We start from the raw sequence: 15,304 nt of genomic DNA, 5'->3' as shown, positions 1-15,304 counted from the left end.
TCCGGCCCATGGCTGAAGGCGATGTGAACTACGACATCCTCAAGGTGATGGCGGCGCTTCCGCACCGCTATCCCATGCTGCTCGTTGACCGCGTGGCGCGGCTGGACATCGACCAGTCGATCCACGCGATCAAGGCCGTCAGCATGAACGAGCCGTTCTTCCAGGGCCATTTTCCCACCCGCCCGATCATGCCCGGCGTGCTTATCGTCGAGGCGCTGGCGCAGGCGGCGGGCATATTGGCGGTCGAATCGCTCGGCCTGGCAGGCTCGGGCAAGCTGGTCTATTTCATGGCGATCGACGGCGCGAAGTTCCGCGTTCCGGTCGAACCCGGCGTGCTGCTCGACCTGCATGCCGAGTTCGAACAGAAGCGTGCCAAGGTGTGCAAGTTCAAGGCGCGGGCCGAGATCAACGGCAAGCTCGCCTGCGAGGTCGGCTTTACCGCAATGATCGCCGATCCGCCCGCCTGATCCGGCGGCTCTGGTAAATCCCTTGCTTTTGGCGGCGTGCAGCGTTATGCGCGCCGCTTCCCATTCATCCTGCGGGCTGGTCGGAACCAGCCATATTCAAGGACAAAGACGATGAAGAACGATATCCATCCCGATTACCACATGATCAATGTGAAGATGACCGACGGCACCGTGTACCAGACCCGCTCGACCTGGGGCAAGGAAGGCGACACGCTGCAGCTGGATATCGACCCGACTTCGCACCCGGCCTGGACCGGTGGCAACCAGCGCCTGATGGACTCGGGCGGCCAGGTTGCCCGCTTCAACAAGCGCTTCGGCGGCATCTCGCTCAAGAAGGGCTGAGAACCGCCTCTCATCTGAGAGACGCTATCAAAAAGGGCTGCGAACCGCATGGTTTCGCAGCCCTTTTTTATGGTTGGCGTTCCTGTGGCCAGCCCCTCTGCCGATCCCCTGCGAAGGCAGCAGCCCATCTCCAGAGCTGTCAGGATGTGATCACCGGCTCGCTCGCAACAGACCGCCTACCAGATTCGCTGACCGCCCACGCAGAAGGCGAGTGCAGGTGATGGGCCCCTGCCTTCGCAGGGGACCGGTTTGCTGTGGTAGCTATAACAAGGTGCCCCGCCTTCGCAGGGGATTTATCAATCAAGCAGGTGCTGCAGCGTTCTCGACCAGTGCGCGCGCCGCCGCGACGGCGGCTTCCGCCTTGCTGGCATCGGGACCACCGCCCTGCGCCATGTCCGGACGGCCGCCGCCGCCCTTGCCGCCCAGCGCCTCGACGCCTGCGCGCACCAGATCGACCGCGCTGAAGCGACCGGTCAGATCGTCGGTTACGGCAGCCGCAAAGGCAGCGCGGCCGTCATTGGTCGCGACCATCACCGCGATGCCCGATCCGAGGGCCGACTTGGCCTGATCGAGCAGCCCGCGCAGTTCCTTGGGGTCGAGCCCGTCGATCACCTGCGCCTGGAAGCTGACTCCGCCGATGCTTTCGACCGCCGGCCCCGCCTTACCGGCACCGCCGCCCAGCGCCAGCGCCTTGCGGGCTTCAGCGAGTTCGCGTTCGAGCGCGCGGCGTTCCTCGACCAGCGAGGCGATGCGTGCCTCGACCTCGTCGGGCGACGTCTTGACGAGCGCGGCGATCGCCTTGACCCGCTCGTCACGCGCCACCAGCCACTGCCGCGCACCTTCGCCGGTCAGCGCCTCAATCCGGCGGACGCCGCTCGACACCGCGCTCTCGCTGACGATGCGGAAGATGCCGATATCGCCGAGCGCGCGCACATGCGTGCCGCCGCACAGTTCGACCGAATAATGCTTGTCGGTGGCGCGGCCCATCGAGAGCACGCGGACTTCCTCGCCGTACTTTTCGCCGAACAGGGCCAGCGCGCCCGCCTGGACCGCATCATCGGGGCTCATCAGCCGGGTCGTCACCGCCTCGTTGGCGCGGATTTCAGCGTTGACCTCGGCCTCGATCGCCGCGATCTCGGCCTCGGTCAGGGCCTTGGGATGCGAGAAGTCGAAGCGCAGCCGGTCGGGCGCGACCAGTGAACCCTTCTGGGTAACATGGCCGCCGAGATGATTGCGCAAGGCTGCATGCAGCAGGTGCGTCGCGCTGTGGTTGGCACGCAGTGCGTCGCGCCGTTCGACATCGACCGCGAGATGCACGGTATCGCCGACCTTGATCGTCCCCGCCTCAACGCGCGCCTGGTGCGCGTGCAGACGGCCGAGCGGCTTGGAGGTATCGTCGACCACCGCCTTCAGCCCGCCGAGCGACGAGATCGTCCCGGCGTCGCCCATCTGGCCGCCGCTCTCGCCATAAAACGGGGTCTGGTTGACCAGGATGGTGACGCTGTCGCCTGCAGAAGCGCTCTCGATCTCGGTGCCGTCACGGACCAGCGCGACCACCTCGGCCTCGCCTTCGGTCGCCGTATAGCCGGTGAACTCGGTGCCACCGGCGCGTTCGGCAATGTCGTACCAGATCTCGGCTGACGCTGCCTCGCCCGAACCCTTCCACGCGGCGCGTGCCGCAGCCTTTTGCGCGGCCATTGCGGTGTCGAAGCCTGCGCGATCGACGCCGAGACCGCGGCTGCGCAGCGCATCCTCGGTCAGGTCATAGGGGAAGCCATAGGTGTCGTAGAGCCGGAACGCGGTTTCGCCCGAGAGCACCGCGCCTTCGGACAGGTCGGCCGTCGCCTCGTCGAGCAGCCTCAGCCCCTTGTCGAGCGTCTGGCGGAAACGGGTTTCCTCGCGCTCCAAGGTCTCTTCGATCAGCGGCTGCGCGCGGACGAGTTCGGGGAATGCCTGGCCCATTTCGGCGACCAGCGTGGGCACCAGCCGGTGCATCAGCGGGTCCGCCGCGCCCAGGATATGCGCGTGGCGCATCGCGCGGCGCATTATCCGGCGCAGCACATAGCCGCGCCCTTCATTGGCGGGGAGAACGCCATCGGCGATCAGGAACGAGGTCGCGCGCAAGTGATCGGCGATGACCCGGTGGCTCGCCTGATTGGCGCCCGTGGTCGCGGTGCCGGTCGCCTGGCCCGAGGCGGCGATCAGCGCCTTGAACAGGTCGATATCGTAATTGTCGTGCACGCCCTGCATGACAGCAGCGATGCGCTCGATGCCCATGCCGGTGTCGATCGACGGACGCGGCAGGTTGGTGCGGCGGCCATCGGCATGCTGTTCATATTGCATGAACACCAGGTTCCAGATCTCGATGAACCGGTCGCCATCCTCGTCGGGCGATCCCGGCGGGCCGCCGAAGATATGGTCGCCATGGTCGTAGAAGATCTCGCTGCACGGACCGCAGGGCCCGGTATCGCCCATCGACCAGAAATTGTCCGACGTGGCGATGCGGATGATGCGCTCGTCGGGAAGACCCGCGATCTTCTTCCACAGGCCGAATGCCTCGTCGTCGGTGTGATAGACGGTGACGGTCAGCTTGTCAGCGGCCAGGCCCCAGGTCTTGTTGACCAGCGTCCAGGCGTGGTGGATCGCCTCTTCCTTGAAATAGTCGCCGAACGAGAAATTGCCCAGCATCTCGAAGAACGTGTGATGCCGCGCGGTATAGCCGACATTGTCGAGATCGTTGTGCTTGCCCCCGGCGCGCACGCATTTCTGCGACGAAGTGGCGCGCGCATTGGCGCGGGATTCGAGCCCCGTGAACACGTTCTTGAACGGCAACATGCCGGCGTTGACGAACATCAGCGTCGGGTCGTTGTGCGGAACCAGCGGCGCGGAAGGCACGATGTCATGGCCGTTGCCCCCGAAATAGTCGAGGAACGAACGCCGGATGTCATTTGTCGATGTCATGGCTGCGACATAAGGCGAGTTGAAGCGAGATTGAAGCAATATATGCGCAAAAATGAAGGGACAGAGCCGCTTGCTGCCGCCCTGCCCCTTCGATCTGTTCCAACCGATTGCCTGCCCGCCCTGGCGAAACGACAGCGGGCAAGAGCCGCGCCGATTACATATCGTCGCCGATATCGTCCTCGGCATCAGGGCCGGTCATCATCTCTTCGGCCACCTTGTCCTGCTGCCCGCGGATCAGGCCTTCGATCTTGGCCATCATCTCGGGATTTTCCTTGAGGAAGTTCTTGGCGTTCTCGCGGCCCTGGCCGATCCGCACCGAATCGTGGCTGAACCAGCTGCCCGCCTTCTCGACGATTCCCGCCTTCACGCCGAGATCGAGAATCTCGCCGATCTTGGAAATGCCCTCGCCATACATGATGTCGAATTCGACCTGCTTGAACGGCGGGGCGACCTTGTTCTTGACGACCTTCACCCGGGTGGTGTTGCCGACAATATCGTCGCGGTCCTTGATCTGGCCGGTGCGGCGGATGTCGAGACGCACCGAGGCGTAGAACTTGAGCGCATTGCCGCCGGTGGTGGTTTCCGGATTGCCGTACATAACGCCGATCTTCATGCGCAGCTGGTTGATGAAGATCACCATGCAGCGCGAACGGCTGATCGATCCGGTCAGCTTGCGCAACGACTGGCTCATCAGGCGCGCCTGCAGGCCGACATGGCTGTCGCCCATCTCGCCCTCGATCTCCGCGCGCGGCACCAAAGCCGCGACCGAATCGACCACCAGCACGTCGATCGCGTTCGAGCGGACAAGCGTGTCAGTAATCTCGAGCGCCTGTTCGCCGGTATCGGGCTGCGAGACGATCAGTTCGTCGATATTGACGCCGAGCTTCTTGGCATAGACCGGATCGAGCGCATGTTCGGCGTCGACGAACGCGGCGGTGCCGCCGTTCTTCTGCGCCTCTGCGATCACGTGCAGCGCGAGCGTGGTCTTGCCCGAACTTTCAGGACCGTAGATCTCGATCACGCGGCCACGCGGCAGGCCGCCGACGCCGAGCGCGATGTCCAGGCCCAGCGAACCGGTCGAGATCGCCTCGACCTGCATCGCCTCCTTGGAGCCCAGCCGCATCGCCGACCCCTTGCCAAAGGCCCGGTCGATCTGAGCCAGCGCCGCATCGAGCGCCTTTTGCCTGTCCATGGATTTTGCCTCTTTTTCGGTCTGGATGAGTTTAAGCTGCCCGGCCATAGCCCTGCCCTTTCCTGCCTAATTGCTCCGGACCTCCGGCGCAACGACTCAGTGATGTACCCAATCTGTTCTTTTGGAACAGTTAGGGAACATCGCAGCAGAACGCAAGGGCAAAACGCGTCAGAGCCGCGCGAGCACCGCCTCGAGCGACGCCAGCGTATAGGGCTTGGGCAAGGTGGGTGCGGACGCATGCTCGGACGGTATGGTGTCGCCGCCCCCCGTCGCGAAGATATAGGGCACACTGGCCTCGCGCAGCGCATCGGCGAGCGGCCAGACCTTGTCGCGTCCCAGGTTGACGTCGAGGATCGCAGCATCGAAGCCGCCGGCCTGCACCGCTGCCAGCCCATCTTCCAGGCTGGCGACCATGGCAGCGATCTGGTGACCGGCCAGGTCGATGAAATCTTCAAGCAGCATCGCAATCATCGCCTCGTCCTCGGCGATCAGGAAGGTCCTGGACTCAGTCACGTGGGTAGCTTTCCTTCATTCGCTGGGGCCTGGTTCGGCGGGGGTGCCGATGCAGCGAGCGCGCCGTGCACGGCATCGACAATCTGCGCAACCGAAAACGGCTTGGGCAGAAAGTGCACCTGGTCGATCGATATGCTCTGCCGCAGCGTTTCCTCGGCATAGCCAGACATGAACAGGATCGGCAGGCCGGGCATGCGCTTGCGCATCTCCACCGCCATGCCGGGCCCGTCGAGATTGGGCATCACGACATCGCTGACGACGAGGTCGAACGGGCCGCTATCACCCAGCCGCTCGAGCCCGTCCTCGCCATCGCTCGCGGTCACCACGGTAAAGCCCTGGCGCGTCAGCGCACGCTCGGCGACCGCGCGGACCATGTCCTCGTCCTCGACCAGCAGCAGCCGCGCATGGCCCCATTGGCCGGGATTGACCTTGGCGGTCTGCTTGCGGCTGCGCTGTTCGACCGCGCCACCGCGATAGACCGGGAAATAGATTGAGAAGGTCGTGCCCTGGCCCGGTTCGGAATCGACAAAGATATAGCCGCCCGACTGCTTGACGATGCCGTACACCGTCGACAGACCAAGCCCTGTGCCCTTGCCGACCTCCTTGGTGGTGAAGAACGGCTCGAAGATGCGCGCCTGCACGTCGGGCGGCATGCCGGTGCCGCCATCCTCGACCAGGATCGCGCTGTAATCGTCGACCGGCAGGATGTCGCTGTTCATCGCGCGCACGTCCGCCGCCGTTACCTTGCGCGTGCGGATGGTGAGCGTGCCGCCGGGCGGGCGCTTGGCGAGCATCGCATCGCGGCCATTGACCGCAAGATTGACGATCACCTGTTCGAGCTGGCCGGGATCGGCGCGGACCGGGCCCAGATTGCGGTCGTGCTGGACCTCGAGCACGATCTTCTCGCCGATCAGCCGCTTGAGCAGCTCGGACGTGTCGGAGACGATATCGGGCAGCTGCAGCACCTGCGGCCGCAGGGTCTGCTGGCGCGAGAAGGCGAGCAGATGCCGGGTCAGCGAGGCCGCGCGGTTGGAGTTGCTGCGGATCTGCTGGATGTCGTCATAATCGCTGTCGCCGGGGCTGTGCCGCATCAGCATCAGGTCGCAATGGCCGATGATCGCAGTCAGCACGTTGTTGAAATCATGCGCAACGCCGCCCGCGAGCTGGCCGATCGCCTGCATCTTGCTTGCCTGCGCGACCTGGCGCTTGAGCCGGCTTTCCTCGCTGTTATCCTTGACCGAGAGCAGCACCGCAGCATCGCCCATTCCGCGCAGGCTGGCGAGCGATAGCGTCACCGGCTCGTCGGGCTGGTTGCGTAGCCGCAGCGCGACATCGCCCGCCATCGCCTGTCCGCTGGCATGGCGGCGCACCGCATCGGCGATCGCGCCCTTGTCCTCGCGCACCACCAGATCGCCGGGATAGGGCGGCAGTTCGGCCTCGGTGATCCCTGCCGCGCGCAGGAACGCATCGTTGGCGAACAGGAAGCGCCCGTCGCGATCGGTCATCGCCAGGCCCACCGGCAGCAACCCGAGCAGCGTCTGGACATAGCCCAGTGCGGTGCCCTTATCCATGCCAGCCGGGTCTTCGTCGATCAGCACGACCAGCGCAGGTGCCTTCTCGCGCTCCGCCGGATCGGTGACGTGGAGCGGATCGACCAGCGGCAGGTGGAACAGGCGCAGCGGGACGCCCTTGCGGCCCTCGCGCTCGAAATAGATACGGTTGCGCTCGTCGGCGCGCAGGAAGCTCGCGAGATCGCGCCCGACGATATTGCCCGCCTCGGCCCCGGCGGCGCGCGCGGCAAAGGCGCTGTTGGCGGCACGGATGCGACCTTCGGGGCTGATCGCGGCGGCCATGAAGCCGCCCTCGCCCAGCGCGCGCCCGGGACGCCCGACCAGCATCGCATCGGCCTCAACCGCGAGATCGTGCCGTGCGACCGGCTCGAACTTCCACAGTAGATAGTCCTGCCCGCGCCCGACACGGCGCACCTCGGCATCGATCGGAACGCCTGCAGCGACCAGTCCGCTGGCCCTGCCCTCGCCATCGCGCCAGGCGGCGCGTCCTGCCTCGGCGAGCAGGTCGCCGCCCTGACCGGCCAGCGACAATTTCGGCGGGACCATCTCGGCGCCGAACTGGTCGATGAAGCGCTGGTTGGCGCAGATCATCCGCCCCGCCTCGTCAGTAATGGCAATCGCGATCGTCGGGTGGTCGGTCGCGGCGAAGGTCACCGACCAGTCGGGCATCGTGCGCTGCACGTCGCTGCGCGGCGGAAACTGGTGACGCACCAGCAGGATCAGCGAGGCAAGCGCCACCAGACCACCCGCGAACAGCGCCAGCGGCACCCAGTCACCCAGCGCTAGCCAGATCAGGCCGCCGCTCACCACCAGTCCGCCGAGGATGATTAGCGTGGTGATGCGGGCATCGGGGCTGTCGGGATCGGGAAGCGCGGGCAGCCATTCCGGCCAGTCAAGGTCGGGGCGGGCACGGGTGGTGGTCAAGGTCGTCGGATCCCCCTGGCATGGCGCGTCCGGCCAGCTTCAGTGTTGCGCGCGCGACGCTAGCGCAATCCGGGATGCGTTACAAATCGCAAGGCGTTCAAGGGAGGCGGTGGCGCGCCCTGGCGAGGCGACGCTGGCGCTTGCCCGCGATCCATATCCGCCAGCCGATCGCGCTGGCGACATAGCCGACCGCCGCCATCACGATGGCCAGCACGACAAGGCCAAAGGCGGTGATCGAGGCGGCGCCGGTCAGCCATTCCATCCAGGTCTCGACATGCGGCTGGTTGAGCGCGGTCGCCACCGGCTGGCCGAAGGTCGAGGCATCGACGCGCAGGATGAAGCTGCCGACATGATAGGCGGCGACCCAGAGCAGCGGCGTCGTGAACGGATTGGTGATGAAGGTGGTCAGCGCCGCGACCGGCACATTGGCGCGGAACGGAAGCGCGAGCAGCGCCGCGCCGAAGATCTGCGCGATCGGCAGGATCACGCCGACCAGCACCCCCAGAGCCACGCCGCGCGGCACCGACCGCCGGGTGAATCGCCACAGGTCAGAGCGCAGCACGCGCGCAGCAAAAGGCCGGATGAAGCGGTTCTGCTCCATACTCTCGCGTGTCGGCATGTTGCGACCAACCCAGCGGGTGAAACGGCCTTCCGTCAACTCCAAAACCCTATGCCCTTTGCTGTCCGCTGCAAGCGACAGGGCCCATGTGGGAGCGCCGCCGCAAAAGGCCATAGCCCCCAACGGATTAAAACGACGTTTACCCAGATTCGAAATCACCCGAATCGGGCTGCGACCCCGTTCGAGCACGCCCCATAGCGCGCGGCGGTGATCTGGCGCACGCGATCTTATGAAGCGAGGTTAATTTTCGACGGGCGGAGAGTTGCTTATCCCCGATCGCGCAGCAGGCGGCCCTGCTCGCGCTTCCACTCGCGTTCCTTGGTCGCCGCGCGCTTGTCGGGCGCCTTCTTGCCCTTGGCGAGCGCGAGTTCGACCTTGGCGCGGCCTCTTCCGTTGAAGAAGATCGACAGCGGCACCAAGGTCATGCCCTGGCGCGCCACCGCTCCGTGCAGCTTGGCGATCTCGCGCGCGTGGAGCAGCAGCTTGCGCGGGCGCTTGGGCTCGTGATTGAAGCGGTTGCCATGGCTGAATTCGGGGATGTTCGAATTGATCAGCCAGACCTGCTCGTCGCTGACCTCGGCATAGCTTTCCGCGATCGATCCCTCGCCGAAGCGCAGCGACTTGACCTCGGTGCCGGTAAGCGCGATCCCCGCCTCGTACACCTGATCGATGGCATAATCGTAGCGCGCGCGCCGGTTCTCGGCGACGATCTTCTTCTTGTCGAACGTCTCGGGCTTGGGCCGCGCCATCAGATAAGCCCAGCGTGCACCAGTGCCGCGTCGACCGCCTTGCGGCTCTTCTTGTCGGGCGGGGTCATCGGCAGCCTGAGATCCGGCAGGAAATCGGGCCGCACGCGGTGCAGCGCATATTTGACCGGGCCGGGCGACGCATCTGAGAACATCGCCGAGTGTAGCGGGTACAGACGGTCGTTGAGCGCGAGCGCGGCCTTGTAATCGCCCTTGGCCAGCGCCGCCTGAAACTGCGCGCACAAGGCAGGCGCGACATTGGCGGTCACCGAGATACAGCCGACACCGCCCATCGCGCGATGACCGAGCGCCAGTTCGTCATTGCCCGACAGCTGGCAGAATTTCTTGCCGCACTGCGCGCGCTGCGCGCTGACGCGCTCGAGATCGCCGGTAGCATCCTTGACGCCGATGATCGTGGGGAAGCGCGAGAGCTTGGCCATGGTCTCGACCTTGATGTCGGTCACGGTGCGCGCAGGCACGTTATAGAGCACAATCGGCAGGTCGCACGCCTCGGTCAGCGCCTTGAAATGCGCGCGCACCCCGTCCTGGCCGGGGCGGTTGTAATAAGGCGGCACGACCAGCGCTGCGCTGGCGCCGGCGGCCTTTGCGTTGAGCATGTGCCCGATGGCGACCTTGGTGTCGTTCGACCCGCAGCCCGCGATCACCGGAACGCGCCCCGCCGCCTGCTCGACGCAGACGCGCACGACATAATCATGCTCCTCGATCGACATGGTCGCGGCCTCGCCGGTGGTGCCGCAGGGGACCAGGCCCGAGCTGCCATTGTCGATCTGCCAGTCGATCAGCGCGCGGAACGCAGGCTCGTCAAACGCTCCGTCGCGGAAGGGCGTCGCAAGGGCCGGAATTGAGCCGGAAAACATCGGGTAGCTCCTTTACCTTGCCCGCAAATCAGGCAAGAACAATCCATTCGCACACAAGGTTGCGTGTTCAGCGCCTGATAAGGATCGAAAGCGCATCATGTCCAGCATGGTTTCACGAATTGCTATTGCGCGGCGCACCGCCGTGCTGCTCGCCCTGCCCCTGCTGGGCGTCCCTGCCGCCTGTCTCGCCAGCGACCAGACCGCCGATTATGCCGCCGTGCCGAGCCGCAGCGGCGATGGCAGCGACTGGGACCGCGCGCGCGCCAACCTGCTCCAGTCGATGCCGACCGACATGTCGGGCACGATCGCCAACTGGCGCGCGCTGACCACCACGCCCAACAATTACACCTTCTCGACCTTTGCGAGCTTCCTGATCTCCAACCCCGGCTGGCCCGACGAGGACAAGATGCGCCGCAATGCCGAGCAGGCGCTGGGCGCAGGCCCCGCCGCGCCGCAGGAGGTGGTCGCCTATTTCAACCGCTTTGCGCCGCTCACCAATGTCGGCCGCGCGCGCTATGCGATGGCGCTCGACGCGGTGGGGCAGCGCGATGCCGCGCGCACGGTCGCGATCGCCGCCTGGCGCGGCGGCACGATGATGCCCGAAGACAAGGCAATGCTGTTCAGCCGCTTTGCCACGGACTTTACCGCTGCCGATCATGACGCGCGGATGGATGCGCTGCTCTGGGCGAAGGCCACGCCCGATGCCGAGGAGCAGTTCGGCTATGTCTCCCCAGCACGGCGCGCGGTGTTCGCGGCGCGGCTCGCCATGCTCAAGAACCTGCCCGATGCCGATGCGCTCGCCGGATCGCTCGGCGCCGAGGCGATGGCTGATGCAGGCTATGTCGCGCAGCGCGCCAGGCGCCTCGTCGATACCGGCAACTGGACGCTCGCGCGCCAGATGCTCGGCAGCCGGCCCGCGCTGCAATACCGTCCGGTCAATGCCGAAAGCTGGTACGAGCTGCTGCTGAGCCAGGCGCGCGCGGCGAGCAATGACGGGCAATATGCGCTTGCCTTCGACATTGCCTCGAAGGTCGATGATGCCTTCGCGCCCGGCCACGACATTTCCGACGAGAGCCTGGGCGTGCGCGACGATTATACCAGCCTGACCTGGCTGGCGGGCACGGTGGCGCTGCAGAATCTGGGGCGTCCGCGCGATGCGATCGGCATGTTCGCGCGCTATGGCGGCGGCGCGCGCACCCCGCAGACCCGCTCCAAGGGATTCTACTGGGCGGGCCGTGCAGCCGCCGTCGCGGGCGACCAGGCCGAGGCGATGCGCTATTTCGAAATGGCCGCCGCCTATCCCGACCATTATTACGGCCAGCTCGCCACCGAGCGGCTGGGCCGCGACATCCCGCCCTTTGCCACCGCACCCAGCGTGCAAGTGAGCGCGGTCGAGCGCGGGCGATTCAACGCGAGCTCGCTGGTCCAGGCGACCCAGGCGATCTCGCGCAGCGGCGACTGGCCGACCCAGCGGCGCTTTTTCGGCGCGGTGGCAGCGGCGGCGAAGACCCCGGAAGAGCATGTTCTCGCGACCGAACTCGCGCGCCAGATCGGGAGGCGCGACCTTGCGGTCATCGTCGGCCAGGCGGCGCGCGCCAAGGGCGTAGACGACCTGCAATCGGTCGCCTTCCCGCAAATGCCGGTGCCGCCGGGCGCGCTCAGCAGCTGGACGATGATCCACGCGATCACCCGGCAGGAAAGCCAATATGCCCCCAACGCGGTCAGCCATGCCGGTGCGCGCGGGCTGATGCAGCTGATGCCGGGCACCGCGCGCGAACAGGCGGGCAAGATGGGGCTCAGCTATTCGCTCGGCGCGCTGACCGACGATACCGGCTATAACATCCAGCTCGGCGCGGGCTATTTCAGCCGGATGATGGACTATTTCGGCGGCAGCTATCCGCTTGCAGTCGCGGCGTACAACGCAGGTCCCGGCAATGTGAACAAATGGCTGCGCGCCAATGGTGACCCGCGCACGGGCGGCATCGACATCGTCGAATGGGTCGAGCGCATCCCGATCTTCGAGACCAAGAACTATGTCCAGCGCGTGCTGGAAAACGCGGTGGTCTATGACGTGATGCACCCCGAGCGCGCGACGATGCGGGGGCGTGACAAGCTCAGCCGCTATCTGGGGAAGAATACGCCGGGCTGACGATACGCCTCCGCCCCGTCATTCCCGCGAACGCGGGAATCCCGCTTCTGTGCGACGGTCAAATGAAGCGGGACCCCCGCGCTCGCAGGGGTGACGGGGATGGGAAACTGAAAAGGCTGCACCTGCTGGCACGTTCACGCTAAAGCCCCGCCATGGACCGCCCCAATTACATCACCCCGCAAGGCTATGCCGCGCTCAAGGCGCGCTACGACCAGTTGCTCGGCGTTGAGCGCCCCGCGATTGTCGAGATCGTCAGCTGGGCCGCCGGCAATGGCGACCGCAGCGAGAATGGCGATTACCTGTACGGCCGCAAGCGCATGCGCGAGATCGACCGCGAGCTTAATCGCCTGGCGCGCAAGATGAAGGCCGCGCGCGTGATCGATCCTGCGACGCAGAGCGACAAGAGCCGCGTCTGGTTCGGCGCCCAGGTCGATATCGCCGACGAGGACGACAACTGGCGCACGCTCACCCTGGTCGGCGATGACGAGCAGGATGCGGGCGCCGGCCGGATCGGCTGGAGCTCCCCGCTCGCCCGCGCGCTCAAGGGCGCCAGCGTAGGCGATCTGCGCACGGTGCAACTGCCCGCAGGCGCGAAGGAATACGAGGTCATGGCGATCCGCTATCCTGGCTGAGGCCCGACCACGCCCCCATTGCGCGACCATATCATTATGATAGTTCTTGCCGCTGAAGTGGGGGAACAATCATATGGATTTCATGGGGCTGCTCCGCTCGGTCGAGGACATTTTGTTCGAGATCGTCAGCTGGCTGTATTTCTATCCGCGCACCTTTCTGCTCTCGCTGTTCCGGCCGCAGCGGATGATGGCCTATGCCGATGACGAGCTCGATGACCGGCCAAAGGCGCGCTACGAAAGCACGATCAACCCTCCCGTCTTCTTGATGATCACCATCGCGATGGCGAGCACGGTCAGCGAATTCATCCTTGGACCGGAAGCGGTCGCACAGGCGATCAAGGACAGCCCCGAATTCCTGCGCGACTGGAAGAACGAACTGATGTTCACGGCGTTCATTTTCAGCATCTACCCGCTGCTGCTGTCGATCGATCTGCTGCGTCACCGCAAGATCGCCATCGACCGAACGTCGCTGCGCCCGCCCTTTTACAGCCAGTGCTTCGTCGCCGCGCCGTTCGGCCTAGCCAATCATATCGCGATCGCGTTCATGAGCGACACGACTTTCGAATACCCGATCATGGGCAAATATTATGATGGTATATATATCGGCTTCCCGATCTTTCTGGTGACCTTGATCTGGTACACCGTGCAGCAGGCGCGCTGGTTTCGACTAGAGCTGGGCACCTCGCTGCTCAAATCCTGCTGGATCGCCGCATTCGCGGTCTTCAAGGGCTTTTTCGTGACCTTCTCGATCATGATGCTGATCCAGGGGACCGGCTGAACGCTCAGCCGCCCCGGATCAGCAGGTTGCGGATTTCGGTCATGTCCTCCATCGCGAAGCGGATGCCTTCGCGGCCGAGGCCGGAATCCTTAACGCCGCCATAGGGCATGTTGTCGATGCGGAAGCTGGGCACGTCGTTGATCACGACGCCGCCGACATCGAGATGGTCCCAGCAGTCGAACATCTTGAACAGGTCTCGGGTGAACACGCCCGCCTGCAGCCCGAACTTGCTGTTGTTCACCTCGGCCATCGCCGCCTTGAAATCGGTGAAGCTCGACAGCACTGCGACCGGGCCGAACGCCTCTTCGGTAACGATCTTGCAGTCATGCGGCACGTTCTCGAGCAGCGTCGCCTCGAGCATAGCACCGTCGCGCTTGCCGCCGCACAGCAGCGTGCCGCCCTTGGCCACCGCCTCCTGCACCCAGCCATCGAGCCGCGATGCTTCCTTCTCGTGAATCATCGGACCGATGAACGTATCGCGATCCTTGGGGTCGCCCGCGATCAGCGTCGCGGTCTTGGCGACCAGCATGTCGCGGAACCGGTCATAGACATCGGCATGGATGAGGATGCGCTGCACGCCGATGCAGCTCTGGCCCGACTGGTAGAAAGCACCGAAGATCACGCGCTCCATCGCGTCATCCAGGTTAGCATCGGCATCGATGATGACCGCCGCGTTGCCGCCGAGTTCGAGCACGACCTTCTTCTTGCCGCAGCGCGCCTTGAGGTCCCAGCCCACATCGGGCGAGCCGGTGAAGGACAGGAGCTTGAGCCGGTCGTCGGTGGTGAACAGGTCTGCGCCGTCGCGGCTGGCGGGCAGGATCGAGAATGCGCCCTTGGGCAGGTTGGTCTCGGCCAGCACCTCGCCCATGATGATTGCGCCCAGCGGCGTGCGGCTCGCCGGCTTCATCACGAACGGACAGCCGACCGCGATCGCCGGCGCGATCTTGTGCGCGGCGAGGTTGAGCGGGAAGTTGAACGGCGAGATGAACGAGCACGGGCCGATCGGGACGCGCTTCCACATGCCGCGATAGCCCTTGGCGCGCGGGCTGATGTCCATGGTCTGGACCTCGCCCGCCATGCGCACCGATTCCTCGGCGGCAATGCGGAAGGTATCGATCAGGCGGCTGACCTCGCCCTCGCTGTCCTTGATCGGCTTGCCCGCCTCGACGCACAGCGCATAGGCGAGTTCGTCGGCGCGTTCCTTGAAGCGCGTGACGCAATGGTTGAGCACGTTCTGCCGCTCGTAGCTCGGCATCGCCGCCATCGGCTCGGCTGCCTCGACCGCGCCTGCGATCCCCGCATCGATCGTCGCCGCATCGGCCTGCGCCACACGGAACGCGACCTCGCCGGTGAACTTGTCGGTCACCTCCAGATCGGTGTTCGGCTGCTGCGCCTCGTTGTTGAGATAGAGCGGGTAGACGGATTTGAGGGTGGTCATGTGCTGATCCCATAAAGCCCTCTCCCCTTCAGGGGAGAGGGTTGGGAGAGGGGACCGCCCTCCCCCGTTGCAATGAAAGGGCAAGCGGGGCGCA

The 15,304-nt window shown here is 65.4% G+C and carries 13 protein-coding genes; 5 read left to right on the top strand and 8 right to left on the bottom strand.

Going from position 1 to position 15,304, the window contains the following annotated elements; translation table 11 throughout:
• Positions 1–8: 8 nt before the first annotated feature.
• Complete coding sequence (gene fabZ / locus FG486_RS13985; RefSeq protein ID WP_066282160.1) at positions 9–467, top strand: 3-hydroxyacyl-ACP dehydratase FabZ; 459 nt, start codon at positions 9–11, stop codon at positions 465–467.
• Positions 468–578: 111 nt separating this feature from the next.
• Positions 579–809 (top strand): 50S ribosomal protein L31, encoded by a 231-nt coding sequence (rpmE, locus tag FG486_RS13980; protein WP_060978460.1) that lies wholly within the window; start codon positions 579–581, stop codon positions 807–809.
• 300 nt (positions 810–1,109) lie between these two features.
• Here rpmE and alaS read toward each other — a convergent pair whose 3' ends face one another.
• The 7 genes from alaS to dapA all read right to left on the bottom strand — a co-directional run bounded on the left by alaS (position 1,110) and on the right by dapA (position 10,213).
• Entirely contained in the window at positions 1,110–3,770 is a 2,661-nt protein-coding gene (gene alaS / locus FG486_RS13975; protein ID WP_181268013.1) for an alanine--tRNA ligase, read from the bottom strand.
• A 154-nt stretch (positions 3,771–3,924) separates the two neighbouring features.
• A complete protein-coding gene (recA, locus tag FG486_RS13970) occupies positions 3,925–5,010 on the bottom strand; it encodes a recombinase RecA (protein WP_060978458.1) in 1,086 nt (361 codons plus the stop codon).
• Between the two features lie 120 nt (positions 5,011–5,130).
• A complete protein-coding gene (locus tag FG486_RS13965) occupies positions 5,131–5,475 on the bottom strand; it encodes a response regulator (protein ID WP_066282155.1) in 345 nt (114 codons plus the stop codon).
• Positions 5,472–7,925: a hybrid sensor histidine kinase/response regulator gene (locus FG486_RS13960; protein ID WP_181268391.1), complete on the bottom strand. Its 2,454-nt coding sequence runs from the start codon at positions 7,923–7,925 to the stop codon at positions 5,472–5,474. Before FG486_RS13960 ends, FG486_RS13965 begins: the two co-directional genes overlap by 4 nt.
• A 142-nt stretch (positions 7,926–8,067) precedes the next feature.
• The gene (locus FG486_RS13955; RefSeq protein ID WP_181268012.1) at positions 8,068–8,589 is read right to left on the bottom strand and encodes a DUF2062 domain-containing protein; all 522 of its coding nucleotides are present in this window, start codon (positions 8,587–8,589) and stop codon (positions 8,068–8,070) included.
• A 266-nt stretch (positions 8,590–8,855) separates the two neighbouring features.
• Positions 8,856–9,338 (bottom strand): SsrA-binding protein SmpB, encoded by a 483-nt coding sequence (gene smpB / locus FG486_RS13950; protein WP_060978456.1) that lies wholly within the window; start codon positions 9,336–9,338, stop codon positions 8,856–8,858.
• Positions 9,338–10,213, bottom strand: a complete 876-nt coding sequence (gene dapA, locus FG486_RS13945; RefSeq protein ID WP_066282153.1) for a 4-hydroxy-tetrahydrodipicolinate synthase — start codon at positions 10,211–10,213, stop codon at positions 9,338–9,340. The genes smpB and dapA overlap by 1 nt, the downstream gene beginning before the upstream one ends.
• Positions 10,214–10,310: 97 nt before the next feature.
• Between dapA and FG486_RS13940 the strand changes: the two genes are divergently transcribed.
• The 3 genes from FG486_RS13940 to FG486_RS13930 all read left to right on the top strand — a co-directional run bounded on the left by FG486_RS13940 (position 10,311) and on the right by FG486_RS13930 (position 13,772).
• On the top strand, positions 10,311–12,362 hold the full coding sequence (locus FG486_RS13940; RefSeq protein ID WP_241695829.1) for a lytic transglycosylase domain-containing protein: 2,052 nt from the start codon (positions 10,311–10,313) through the stop codon (positions 12,360–12,362).
• A 152-nt stretch (positions 12,363–12,514) separates the two neighbouring features.
• Positions 12,515–12,994 (top strand): GreA/GreB family elongation factor, encoded by a 480-nt coding sequence (locus FG486_RS13935; protein ID WP_181268011.1) that lies wholly within the window; start codon positions 12,515–12,517, stop codon positions 12,992–12,994.
• 73 nt (positions 12,995–13,067) lie between these two features.
• Positions 13,068–13,772, top strand: a complete 705-nt coding sequence (locus tag FG486_RS13930; RefSeq protein WP_066282149.1) for a hypothetical protein — start codon at positions 13,068–13,070, stop codon at positions 13,770–13,772.
• 4 nt (positions 13,773–13,776) lie between these two features.
• On the opposite strand, the gene FG486_RS13925 is transcribed toward FG486_RS13930, so the two are convergent.
• Positions 13,777–15,210 (bottom strand): aldehyde dehydrogenase family protein, encoded by a 1,434-nt coding sequence (locus FG486_RS13925; protein WP_181268010.1) that lies wholly within the window; start codon positions 15,208–15,210, stop codon positions 13,777–13,779.
• Positions 15,211–15,304 lie beyond the last annotated feature (94 nt).

Origin of the sequence: Blastomonas ursincola, from assembly GCF_013607875.1 — a bacterium.
Classification (GTDB): domain Bacteria; phylum Pseudomonadota; class Alphaproteobacteria; order Sphingomonadales; family Sphingomonadaceae; genus Blastomonas; species Blastomonas ursincola.
This window is presented reverse-complemented; position numbering and strand designations above follow the sequence as displayed.